This window comes from Castellaniella sp. (genome assembly GCF_041677825.1).
In the GTDB taxonomy this organism is placed as follows: Bacteria; Pseudomonadota; Gammaproteobacteria; order Burkholderiales; family Burkholderiaceae_B; genus Castellaniella.
Genome location: NZ_JBAYPG010000032.1, coordinates 1 through 10,769, shown reverse-complemented (window position 1 = coordinate 10,769; position 10,769 = coordinate 1). Strand labels below are relative to the sequence as shown.

Genomic DNA, 10,769 nt, shown 5'->3' with positions numbered 1-10,769 from the left:
AGCCACCTGATCAATCCTGTCTCTGACGGAGGAGCACATCATGAAACAAAAAATCTTTCAACTTGCAGCCGGTGCCACCACGGCCCTTTTCCTGGCCGGCATGGCCACCCCGGCGCTGGCCGATGACATCAAGATCGGGGTGCTGGTGCCCCTCACCGGCACCAGCGCCATCCAGGGCAAGGACATCTCGCGCGGCATCCAGCTGGCAGCCCAGCGCATCAACAATGGCTTTGAAATTCCGCAGAAGGACGGCAGCACGGTCAAGGTGGGCCCGGACACCCTGGGCGGCAAGATCGAACTGATCATCGAAGACACCGAATCCCGGCCTGCATCGGCGCTCGATGCCATGCGCAAGCTGGTCAACGTGGACAAGGTCCCCGTGGTGCTGGGCATTCTGTCCAGCGGGGTCTGTGTGCCCACCGGGCAGTTCGCGCAGCAATCCAAGGTCGTCGAAATCTGCTCGTCATCGACCTCGCCCGAACTGCGCAACATCGGCCCTTATCTCTTCAGCACCATGGGTCTGGACGATCTCATGGGGCGTGCCATGGCCGACTTTGCCCTCGAAGATGGCGCGGGCAAGACCTATTCCAGCCTGGTGACCAACAACCCGTTCGGGGTCGGCATGGAAATCCAGTCGTGCCAGCAGCTGCAGGACAAGAAGGGCGGCGAATGCATCACCAAGGTGCGCTACGAAGAGGGCAAGTCCGACTACAACGCCGATCTGCGCCGTGCCGTATCGCAGAATCCGGACGGTGTGTTCTTCACGGCCTATGGGGCCGATGCGCGTCTCATGCTCCAGGAGGCCTTCCAACAGGGCATCGATGTCGGCGCGAACTGGTATGCCGATTATCCCTCTTTGTGGATTTCCGACATCCAGGAAACCCCGCAGATCGGTGAAGGCATTCGCGGTCTCGAACCGGGTTCGGCCGGCCCCGAATACGACGCCTATGCCGCAGCCTACAAAGAGGCATTCGGCGAGGAACCCACCAGCGTGTTCGGCAGCTACGCCTATGACTCGGCCATGCTCGTTGCCCTGGCCATGGAACAGGCCAAGGCCGCCACATCGGATGCCGTTCGCGATGCGCTGATCCCGGTGTCGCAGAACTATGCCGGCGTGACGGGCGACAAGGCCTTCGATGACGACGGCATGCAGAAGAGCGAGTCGTATCGCCATGTGATCGTCAAGGACGGCAAGCTGGTGCCCTACGAGAAGTGATCATCGGCCAGCAGCATGCGGGCCATCGCGTCCGCATGGCTGCGCCTGACCATGAGTTCCCAGGCCTGGCCAGAACCATCCAGTGGGCGCAGCAGCAGCGCAAACTTGAAGAACAGCGTCTGCGCACACTGACCCTGGCCGAACACCCTGGGGTGCAGGTCCAGCGGGCAGCCGGCATTGAGCACGTCGCGTGCGTCGGGGCCGGCCAATTGCAACACGCAATAGGCACTGCTTTGTTCGGTCACGGCAAAGAAGGCAGTGCCGGCGAGGGCGGCTTCGATGCGGGCGGCCCAGCCGTCAGCCGGGCCCGGGCCTGCACGCAGCAGCCATTCATCGGGTGACAGCCACAGGGCATGCAGCCCCGGGCGTGCGCTGACAGTGTTCGGCGCCATCGGCAGGGGGATGCCCAGTACTTCGGCCAGTGCGTGCCTGGCATCGCTGTCGTGCCTCGGCAGGCGCAGGTTGGTCAGCTCGATTTCGCGGCATTCGGTCAGTTCGACGGCCTGAGGACGGCCACGCCGCAGGACGGTTTCGTCGGCCTGGCACAGCTCGGCCAGAGCGCTGTGGTGCCGGGCTTCATTCGACATGCTGGCGCGCCCCGTCAGGATCGTAAAAAACGGGTGAGCAGACGCGCGCACCCATGAACTGACCGTCGGCGGTCGCGACGGTAAGGCTCTCGCCCATGCGCGAGTGTCCATCCCTGAGCAGGGCCAGGGCAATCGAATGGCCCAGCACAGGGCTTGCGTAACTGGATGTGACATGGCCCTGCATGTCAGCCAGACGGGCCGTGGTGGGCGCCTGCAGGATCTGGCCCCCTTCGGGCAGCACTTGCGTGGGATCCTGCGTCAGCAGCCCCACCAGCTGCTTGCGCCCCGAACCCGCCGTATGGCTGCGGGCCAGGGATCGCTTGCCGAGAAAATCCTTGGTTTTCGAGACCATGCCACCCAGGCCCAGGTCGATGGGACTGACGGACCCATCGGTGTCCTGGCCGACGATGACGTAGCCTTTTTCGGCCCGCAGGACGTGCATCGCCTCGGTCCCGTAGGGGGTGATGCCGTGTGGTGCACCGGCCTGCATCAGGCGTTCCCAGAGAGGGCGGCCCAGGTCGGCGGGCACGTAGATTTCGTAGGACAGCTCGCCGGAAAAGCTGACCCGCAGCACGCGCACCGGCATGCCATCGATGTGGCCGTCCTGGAAACTCATGAAGGGGAAGGCCGTCGGCGAAAGGTCAACGTCGTGGCAGACGGCCTGCAGCACCTTGCGCGCCTGCGGCCCGGCCACCGTGGCCACGCTGTACTGGTCGCTGATCGAGGTCAGGAATACCCGCAGCTCGGGCCATTCGGTCTGCAGCCACTGCTCCATCCAGGCCAGTACGCGGGCGGCGCCAGCCGAGGTGGTGGTGACCAGGAAATGATCTTCGGCCAGGCGCAGGATCACGCCATCGTCCATGACCATGCCGTTTTCATCGAGCATCACACCGTATCGGCACAGGCCGGGCCTGAGCCGGGTGAAGGCGTTGATGTACATGCGGTTGAGGAATTCGGCGGCGTGCGGCCCGCGGACGTCGATCTTGCCCAGCGTGGCGTAATCGAGCAGCCCCACGGCCTTGCGCACCGCCAGGCATTCACGGGCCACGGCGGTGACCATGGACTCGCCCGGCCTGGGGTAATAATGGGCCCGCTTCCATTGCCCCACATCTTCGAACCGGGCGCCGGCCGTTACATTCCAGGCATGCAGGCTGGTCTTGCGCACGGGATCGAAGTGCACGCCCAGTTCACGCCCGGCGATGGCGCCGAAGCTGATGGGTGTGTAGTTGGGCCGGAAGGTGGTGGTGCCGGTTTCGGCCATGCGCTTGCCCTGCAGCAGCGCAAGAACGGCCATGCCGTTGATGTTGCCGAGCTTGCCCTGATCCGTGCCGAAACCCATCGACGTATAGCGCTTGACGTGCTCGGCAGATCGATACCCTTCGCGCACCGATAGCAGGATGTCGGCCACCTGGACGTCGTTCTGGTAATCGATGAATTGCTTGGGGCCGCGGTTCGCACGCTCGACCGGGCCGATGAGCCATAGCGGCAGGATGGGGTCGCAGGCCTGGGTGGGGGCTTGCCAGCGCGGCGCCGGGGGCAGTGCCGTCACCGGGTCACCCAGGGCCGCGGCTGCGGCCTGCCGGCCTGCTGAAACACCATGATCGAGTGCCTGCTGCAGATCGAACAGCCCGGCAGCCGCGCCGGCACTGCGATGGTGGCTGTCCGGGGCCTCGATGGGCGTGAAGCAGGCGAGGGCGTCGTCCCAGTGCAGGTGCCCCCGAGCCTGGGCATGCAGGTGCACGACCGGGTTGAACCCGCCCGACATGGCCAGCAGGTCGCAGGCGATGACGCCCGATGCTCCGGGCACCGTGTTCGGGGCCTCGGGCCTGGCCGCCGCACTGGTGGACGCGGGGTTGGCTGCAGTGGGCGTGAGATCCGGCATGGTTCGCGCAGGATTCGCGCTGGTGGATCGATAGGCCTGAAGCCGCACGGCCTTGACATGGCGACCGCCTTCGGCTGCGGCGACTACGGTGCGGTAATGTATGGCGATCCCCAGGGCGGCGGCCTGGGCCGGCAAGGCGCCCTGGCCGGGCGCGCGCGGATCGACGACCAGCACCTGCGCGCCGCAGCGCTGCAGATCGATGGCGCACTGGTAGGCCAGGTCGTTGTTGGTGAAGAGCACCGCATTGCGCCCCGCAAGCACCCCGTGACGATGGATGTACGCCGAGACGGCCCCGGCCAGCATCACGCCGGGCAGGTCATTGCTGCCGAACACCAGGGGCCGTTCGTGGGCGCCCGTGGCCAGCACCACGCGCCGAGGGCGGATCTTCCACAGGCGCTCGCGCACCCCGCGGCGCTGTGCCAGGGGCAGGTGGTCGTGACAGCGCTCGCAAGCCACGACGAAATCGTGATCGTGGTAGCCCGCAACCGACGTGCGCAGCAGGATGCGCACGTCGGGCAGTTCTTGCAGTTCGGCCATTCGGGCCGCAACCCATTCTGTGGCGGGTCGACCGTCGATTTCGATGGGGTTGGCAAGCAGGCTGCCGCCCGGTTCGGCATCCTGTTCGACGAGCAGCACGCGCGCGCCCGCCCGGGCGGCGCTGCAGGCCGCTGCGAGCCCCGCCGGACCGGCCCCCACCACCAGCACGTCGCAATGCGCAAAGCGCTTGTCGTAGTGATCCGGATCGGGGTGCTCGGGCGCCGTGCCCAGGCCGGCCGCATCGCGGATGCGTTCTTCGTAGCGGCCCCACCAGCGCCGCGGCCACATGAAGGTCTTGTAATAGAAACCGGCGGCCATGAACGGTGCCAGCCGCTGCATGATGGCCAGACGGTCGTTCTCGAGGCTGGGTCGGGCGTTCACGCTGGTGGCGCGCAGCCCGTCGTACAGCAGGACTTCGGTGGCCCGGGCGTTGGGGATGGTATGCGGGCCGCTTTCGAGCTGCACGATGGCGTTGGGCTCTTCGACGCCGGCGCTCAGGATGCCGCGGGGCCGATGGTATTTGAAGCTGCGCGCGACGAAATGCACGCCATTGGCCAGCAGTGCCGCGGCCAGCGTATCGCCGGCCCGCCCCGTATAGGCCTTGCCGTTGAATTCGAAATGCAGTGTCTGGCTGCGGTCTGTGCGCCCTTCGGAGGGCAGGCGCCACGGTTCGCTCATGCGGGCTCCTCATCCATCCGGGCTTCACCGGGCACCACGTCTTGATCCAGTACGCGGTAGCTTTGTGTATCGCGCACCAGTGTGAACCAGCGCCGGCAGCCATGGGCGTGTACCCACTGCTCGCGCAGGGGTCCGCAGGGGTTGCGGCGCATGAAGAGATAATCGCCCCAGCCTGCGTCGCTCAGGTGATCCGTGTCGGTCGGGCGCCGGATGTCGGCTTCGCCCCCGTACGAGAACTCGCTTTCGGCGCGCTCACCACACCAGGGGCATCGGATCAGCAGCATGGGGCCTCCGTTCAATGGGCCACGGCCGCCGCGCCGTGTTCATCGATCAGATGCCCGGTGTGGAAGCGGTCGAGAGAAAATGGGGCGTTCAGCGCATGCGGTTCATCGTGCGCGATGGTATGGGCAAAGACCCAGCCCGAACCCGGGGTGGCCTTGAAGCCGCCCGTGCCCCAGCCACAGTTGAAGTACAGGCCCTTGACCGGGGTTCTGGATATGATGGGGCTCGCGTCGGGCGAGACATCGACGATGCCGCCCCACTGGCGGTTCATGCGCACACGGCTCAGGCTCGGAAACATTTCGACGATGGCCTGCAGGGTATGCTCGATGCTGTGATAGCTGCCGCGCTGGCCATAGCCCAGGTATTGGTCGATGCCGGCCCCGATCACCAGATCGCCCTTGTCGGACTGGCTGATGTAGGCGTGCACGGTGTTCGACATGATGACCGTATGGATACAGGGCTTGAGCGGTTCGGACACCAGCGCCTGCAGGGGGTGGCTTTCGATGGGCAGGCGGATGCCGGCCATGTCGGCCAGCACGCTCGAGTGCCCGGCCACCACCACGCCCAGTTTGCGGGTGGCGATGAAGCCCTTGCCCGTGTCCACCCCTTCGATGGCGCCGTCGCGCAGGCGGATGTTGGTGACCGGACAGTTCTCGATGATGTCCACCCCCAGGCTGTCGGCTGCCCGGGCAAACCCCCAGGCAACGGCATCGTGCCGGGCGACCCCGCCGCGCGGCTGGAATGACGCGCCAAGCACGGGATAGCGCGCCTGCAGGTTGATGTTGGGTACGAGCGCCTTGATCTGGGCGGGCGTGAGCCAGTGTGCATCGACCCCGTTGTAGCGGTTGGCATTGATGCGCCGCTGGGTGTCACGGACTTCCTGCAGGGTATGGGCCAGATTCATGACCCCGCGCTGGCTGAACATGACATTGTAGTTCAGCGCCTGCGACAGACCCTCCCAGAGTTGCATGGACTTTTCGAACAACTGGGTGGATTCGTCCCAGAGGTAGTTGGAGCGCACGATGGTCGTATTGCGTGCCGTATTGCCCCCGCCCAGCCAGCCCTTCTCGAGGACGGCAACATTGCGCAGGCCGTGCTCGCGGGCCAGATAATAGGCCGTGGCCAGCCCGTGGCCCCCCGCCCCGACGATCACTGCGTCGTAGGCCCTGCGCGGCTCCGGGCTGCGCCAGGCACGGCCCCAGTGGGCGTTGTGGCGCAGGCCATGCCGTACAATATCGAGCAGCGAGTAACGATTCTTCATGGTCCTTGCGGGCCTGTTCCGCCAGAATGACGAGGATCGTGCCATGTTAGCGCAGGCGCATGCTGGTTTGCACATCATGCGCCTGTCGCGTTGTGGTCTGTGCGGTGCCGCTGTGCGCTGCATTCCCTGGGGTCCCATGTCAGAATCATTCTGTTCCTCGAATACCGCATCGGTTCATCATGTCGTCGATTCTGCCACGGGTGGTGCGAATACGGATGCGCCGTGGTCCATCACCGCAGATGGTGATTGCTGCGTGATCATCGAGTTCGGGCAGGTCATCGATCTGCACACCAACGAAATCGTGCATGGTGTGGCGGCGCGGCTGCTCGATGCGGCCATTCCGGGGGTTGTGGACATCGTGCCTGCGTTCACCACCGTGGCGGTGCATTATCGCCCCGAGCGCTTTGCACAAGAGGGCAGGCCCCACGAAAATCTGTGCCGGCGGCTCGAAGCCGTGTTGGCCGAGGGCATTCAGCCGCAGAATGACGCATCGCGCACCGTGGACATTCCTGTGTGCTATGGGGGGGATGCCGGCCCCGATCTGCCGGCCGTGGCGCAGGCCTGTGGCCTGTCGCCAGAGCAGGTCATCGCCCGGCACATCGCCTCGGCGCACCGGGTCTACATGCTGGGTTTCCTGCCGGGCCTGCCGTATATCGGCGGCCTGGATGCGCAGTTGCGGCTGCCGCGGCGCAGCATGCCGCGCTTCCACGTACCGGCGGGCAGCGTGGCGATTGCCAACGACCAGACTTGCATCTATCCACTCGAATCGCCGGGTGGCTGGCACATCATCGGTCGCACGCCACTCTCCTTGTTCGATGCGACACGGGCCTCGCCCTGCACCTTGCAGCCGGGCGACCGGGTGCGTTTCGTGCCTATCACAGACGCAGGGTGCAGCCAGCCATGATAGCGGTGCTCAAACCCGGTGCGCTGTCGCTGCTGCAGGATCTGGGGCGCTACGGCTGGCAGCGCTTCGGGGTGGTGGTGAGTGGCGCCATGGATCAGTGGGCGCATCGCTGCGCCAACGCCCTGGTGGGCAACGCGGATGACGCGGCGTCGCTCGAAATGACCCTGGTGGGCCCCAGCCTGCTGTTCAGGCAGGCGCAGGTGATTGCCCTTTGCGGCGCCCACCTGTCGGCGCGTATTGGCGCGCAAGAGGTGCCCCTGAACCGGGCGCTGGTGGTGCGGGCCGGGGCGCGGCTGGATTTCGGCCCGCGGGTATCCGGTGTGCGTGCCTATCTGGCCGTGCGTGGCGGGTTTGCTGTCGAACCCGTACTGGGCAGCCGCAGCACGCATGTACGTGCCGGCATGGGGGGGCTGCAGGGTCGGGCCCTGAAAAAGGGGGACATCCTGCCCACGGTGGGCGGGCTTGACGATGCCGAACAGGCACTGCTGGGCACACAGGATTTTGTTCGCCTGCATCGCCCGGCGCGGGTGGCGCCGGTACCGAGATCCGATGGGCGCATACGGATCGTGCCCGGGCCGCAATGGGACCTGTTCACCGAGGCGGCGCATCGGTGCCTTCTGGATTCCGGCTTCAGGGTCGCCGCACAGTCCGATCGCATGGGGATCCGCCTCTCGGGCGTGGCGCTCGAACAGCACCAGGCGCTGGAGATGATTTCCCAGGGCGTTACGTTCGGGGCCGTACAGGTCCCAGCCGATGGCCAGCCCATCATTCTGATGGCCGATCGGCAGACCACCGGCGGCTATCCGAAGATCGCCCATGTGGCCAGTGTCGACCTGCCCAGGCTCGCACAATGCGCGCCGGGTGAGCGCCTGTATTTCGAGACCATATCGCTGGATACCGCCCAGGCGCTGTATCTCGAGCGCGAGCAGGCCCTGGCGCAGTGGCGCGCAAGCCTCTGAGCCCACGCGCCGGGACCGCGCCTGAGGCGGGGCGCCAGGGGTTTGCGATACAGGTCGGCATCCCGGGCGTGCCGCTCCGGGATGCCCTTCAGAATCGGTGCTGGATGGCGAGGCCGGCTTCCACGCCAGTCAGATCTGCGAGATAGGCCAGCCCGGTGCCGTATGAGGCATAGCTGTAGGCCGTGGTGCGTCTGGACAGTGGATAGGTGAAGACTGCGGCATAGATGTTCTGTTTCGCCGTTGCCAGTGTCTGGCCGGGGTGCAGGTCTGCGTAGACGTCGTCCAGATTGGACGCCGTGTGCGACCAGGTCAGGCCCAGGCGCCCACCTCCAAGGGGGGCAGACAGCCCCAGATAGTAGTTGTGTGATCTGAAGCCCGGGTTGTTGTAGTCGCCCAGGCCGGTCGGGGCATGGCCGCCAAAGGTTTTGCTGCTGATGTCGCCCGGTTTCTTCAGTTTGCCATTGCGATCCTGCCCATAGGCCAGCGTCAGCCGGACGACATCGAAATCGTATGAACCCGCCAGCACCCAGTTGGTGACGGCATACGACCTTGCGTGGCCATTCTTGTCATTGGCCCGTTCACGATCCAGGGTGGCGGACAGGCGCAGCGGCCCCTGCCTGTAGCGCACGCCGGTGCTCAGGAAATGGGTCCGATCCGCATCCGCATCGATGTCAGGCGAGTGGCGCAGTATGGCCCCATCGGCAGCATAGCCCACGCCGAACTGCAGTCCCGACCATGCTGGCGATACATATTGAAACATATTGTCGCGCGTAACGCCGGCGCCGCCGAAGGCCCGCGTGGCCTTGCCCAGACTGCGTGTGGTGTTCACGCTGATGAACTGGTCCGAGATGCTTTTCTGGCGGCCCAGCGTCAGCGTGCCCCAGCGCTCGTTGGACAGACCCAGATAGGCCTTCTTGCTGAAAGCATGATTCGCTTTGGCGGTGCCGTCACCCAGATTGAATTCCTGCTCGAGCAGGAACAGGGCTCGGCTGCCATCACCCAGATCTTCGGTTCCCTTGAGGCCGAACCGGCTGCTTTTCAGGTAGCCGCTGCGTACCCCTGACGTGGTGGCCCGTGCCGCCGAATCGCCCTGTTGGTAGCGATACTGCGTATATCCATAACCTGCATCGACTATGCCATAGAGGGTGATGGATGAAGCGGCCTGGACGGGGCCTGCAAGGCACAGGCCGCTCAGCAGGCCGGTGACAATCAGGTGGGGTGTTGGCATGACGTTCCTGAAACAATGACACAATAGGCCCAACAGGGCTCCCCCAGGTTTTTAACATGAAGAATGATTCTCAGTCTCATATACATTCCCAGCACCTGATCCAGGCCCTGGGCCTGCAGCCGCATCCAGAGGGCGGGTACTACCGCGAACTCTATCGTTCCCGATCCACGCTGCCTTACCGGGGCCACAGCCGCAGCACGCTCACGGCTATCCATTACCTGCTGGGGGTTGCGGATCATTCGGCATGGCACCGCATCGATGCCGATGAGGTCTGGTCGTTCCACGCTGGCTCGGTGCTCGTCCTGTATGTCTGGGATACTGCGAGCAATGAGATGGCCATCACGCAACTGGGTGACCCACGCATCCATCCGGGGGCCCGGTTTCAGGCTGTGGTGCCTGCCGGCTGCTGGTTTGCGGCCGAGCTTGCCATGAGGGCTGCACACACTGCTGGCCCGGAAACGGAATACGATCCAGCCGCGTTTGCACTGGTGAGCTGCGTGGTGGCGCCCGGCTTTGAATTCGCGGGCTTCGAACTGGCGAGTGCGACCGACATGGCACCCGCCATGCATCACCACGGCCAATGGGTACGGCGCCTGCTTACGGCAGCGATCCAGCCTTGAGGATCTGCGCGACATCTGGCAGGGCCTTCAAGGCCGCGGGCGGCAACTGGCCGTCCGGGATGTTCCAGAGCACGATATGCACGTGCGGCTCGGCCACACCCGGATGGCCCGCGTTGTACATCATGTCCACGTGGTCTACCGTGCCGGCCGGTGCTTTCAGGTCCGCGAGGTTCATGTCGGGCGTCATCAGGGACAGGGGCACCATGTACGTGGTGCTCACGAGTTTGCCGTCGTGGTCGTAGCCCAGGAACGGGCCGCCGGCAGGGTATCCGGGTCGACGAACAACTGACCCAGGCCGGGGATGAAATCGGGCAGCTTGACCCGGTGCGCGGCAAGCCTCAGCCTTCAGGCCGGGGAAGGATAGCGCGAACGCCGTAGGCGTTCTTTGGACGGTCAGTGTGGTGTCTGCTGTTGTTCGATGTACTGGCGGATGATTGCGATGGGCGCACCGCCACAGCTACCGGCGAAGTAGGACGGCGACCAGAGCGCGCCGCCCCACAGATTCTCGCGGATGCTCGGGTGGTTCTGCTTGCGGATCATGCGGCTGGACACGCCTTTGAGGCTGTTCACCAGCGTCGAGACGGCCACCTTGGGCGGGTAGTTCACCAGCAGGTG

At 65.3% G+C, this 10,769-nt stretch carries 11 protein-coding genes; 4 read left to right on the top strand and 7 right to left on the bottom strand.

What is annotated here, in order from left to right; genetic code table 11:
* Positions 1–40 precede the first annotated feature (40 nt).
* A complete protein-coding gene (locus WCY17_RS12430; RefSeq protein ID WP_372702511.1) occupies positions 41–1,216 on the top strand; it encodes an ABC transporter substrate-binding protein in 1,176 nt (391 codons plus the stop codon).
* On the opposite strand, the gene WCY17_RS12425 is transcribed toward WCY17_RS12430, so the two are convergent.
* Genes WCY17_RS12425 through WCY17_RS12410 form a run of 4 tightly spaced genes read right to left on the bottom strand, consistent with a single transcriptional unit; the run spans position 1,204 to position 6,443 of the window.
* Positions 1,204–1,803, bottom strand: a complete 600-nt coding sequence (locus WCY17_RS12425) for a sarcosine oxidase subunit gamma (RefSeq protein ID WP_372702510.1) — start codon at positions 1,801–1,803, stop codon at positions 1,204–1,206. The genes WCY17_RS12430 and WCY17_RS12425 overlap by 13 nt on opposite strands.
* Positions 1,793–4,900 carry an FAD-dependent oxidoreductase gene (locus WCY17_RS12420; RefSeq protein WP_372702509.1) on the bottom strand — a complete coding sequence of 1,036 codons (3,108 nt, stop codon included), beginning with the start codon at positions 4,898–4,900 and terminating at the stop codon, positions 1,793–1,795. Before WCY17_RS12420 ends, WCY17_RS12425 begins: the two co-directional genes overlap by 11 nt.
* Entirely contained in the window at positions 4,897–5,184 is a 288-nt protein-coding gene (locus tag WCY17_RS12415) for a sarcosine oxidase subunit delta (protein ID WP_372702508.1), read from the bottom strand. The genes WCY17_RS12420 and WCY17_RS12415 overlap by 4 nt, the downstream gene beginning before the upstream one ends.
* Positions 5,185–5,195: 11 nt before the next feature.
* Positions 5,196–6,443, bottom strand: coding sequence for a sarcosine oxidase subunit beta family protein (locus WCY17_RS12410; protein WP_372702507.1), 1,248 nt, complete (start codon positions 6,441–6,443; stop codon positions 5,196–5,198).
* 136 nt (positions 6,444–6,579) lie between these two features.
* Here WCY17_RS12410 and pxpB point away from each other — a divergent pair, with 136 nt between their 5' ends.
* Together pxpB and WCY17_RS12400 are read left to right on the top strand one after the other, a co-directional pair.
* The gene (gene pxpB / locus WCY17_RS12405) at positions 6,580–7,347 is read left to right on the top strand and encodes a 5-oxoprolinase subunit PxpB (RefSeq protein ID WP_372702506.1); all 768 of its coding nucleotides are present in this window, start codon (positions 6,580–6,582) and stop codon (positions 7,345–7,347) included.
* Positions 7,344–8,306 carry a biotin-dependent carboxyltransferase family protein gene (locus WCY17_RS12400; protein WP_372702505.1) on the top strand — a complete coding sequence of 321 codons (963 nt, stop codon included), beginning with the start codon at positions 7,344–7,346 and terminating at the stop codon, positions 8,304–8,306. The genes pxpB and WCY17_RS12400 overlap by 4 nt, the downstream gene beginning before the upstream one ends.
* Before the next feature lie 88 nt (positions 8,307–8,394).
* Here the strand turns inward: WCY17_RS12400 and WCY17_RS12395 are convergent, their stop codons facing one another.
* On the bottom strand, positions 8,395–9,534 hold the full coding sequence (locus tag WCY17_RS12395) for a porin (protein WP_372702504.1): 1,140 nt from the start codon (positions 9,532–9,534) through the stop codon (positions 8,395–8,397).
* Between the two features lie 56 nt (positions 9,535–9,590).
* Here WCY17_RS12395 and WCY17_RS12390 point away from each other — a divergent pair, with 56 nt between their 5' ends.
* Complete coding sequence (locus tag WCY17_RS12390) at positions 9,591–10,154, top strand: cupin domain-containing protein (protein ID WP_372702503.1); 564 nt, start codon at positions 9,591–9,593, stop codon at positions 10,152–10,154.
* Here WCY17_RS12390 and WCY17_RS12385 read toward each other — a convergent pair.
* The gene (locus WCY17_RS12385; protein ID WP_372702502.1) at positions 10,132–10,374 is read right to left on the bottom strand and encodes a hypothetical protein; all 243 of its coding nucleotides are present in this window, start codon (positions 10,372–10,374) and stop codon (positions 10,132–10,134) included. The two genes, WCY17_RS12390 and WCY17_RS12385, sit on opposite strands and share 23 nt — an antisense overlap.
* A 173-nt stretch (positions 10,375–10,547) precedes the next feature.
* The coding region (tnpA, locus tag WCY17_RS12380; protein WP_372702501.1) for an IS200/IS605 family transposase at positions 10,548–10,769 on the bottom strand (222 nt) is incomplete at its 5' end.

What these genes read in the sequence shown, in the direction of transcription:
- pxpB (WP_372702506.1), top strand. Translation starts at nt 6,580, where the DNA reads ATGTCAGAATCATTCTGTTCCTCGAATACCGCATCGGTTCATCATGTC.
- WCY17_RS12395 (WP_372702504.1), bottom strand. Translation starts at nt 9,534, where the DNA reads ATGCCAACACCCCACCTGATTGTCACCGGCCTGCTGAGCGGCCTGTGC.
- WCY17_RS12420 (WP_372702509.1), bottom strand. Translation starts at nt 4,900, where the DNA reads ATGAGCGAACCGTGGCGCCTGCCCTCCGAAGGGCGCACAGACCGCAGC.
- WCY17_RS12410 (WP_372702507.1), bottom strand. Translation starts at nt 6,443, where the DNA reads ATGAAGAATCGTTACTCGCTGCTCGATATTGTACGGCATGGCCTGCGC.
- WCY17_RS12390 (WP_372702503.1), top strand. Translation starts at nt 9,591, where the DNA reads ATGAAGAATGATTCTCAGTCTCATATACATTCCCAGCACCTGATCCAG.
- WCY17_RS12430 (WP_372702511.1), top strand. Translation starts at nt 41, where the DNA reads ATGAAACAAAAAATCTTTCAACTTGCAGCCGGTGCCACCACGGCCCTT.
- WCY17_RS12400 (WP_372702505.1), top strand. Translation starts at nt 7,344, where the DNA reads ATGATAGCGGTGCTCAAACCCGGTGCGCTGTCGCTGCTGCAGGATCTG.
- WCY17_RS12415 (WP_372702508.1), bottom strand. Translation starts at nt 5,184, where the DNA reads ATGCTGCTGATCCGATGCCCCTGGTGTGGTGAGCGCGCCGAAAGCGAG.
- WCY17_RS12425 (WP_372702510.1), bottom strand. Translation starts at nt 1,803, where the DNA reads ATGTCGAATGAAGCCCGGCACCACAGCGCTCTGGCCGAGCTGTGCCAG.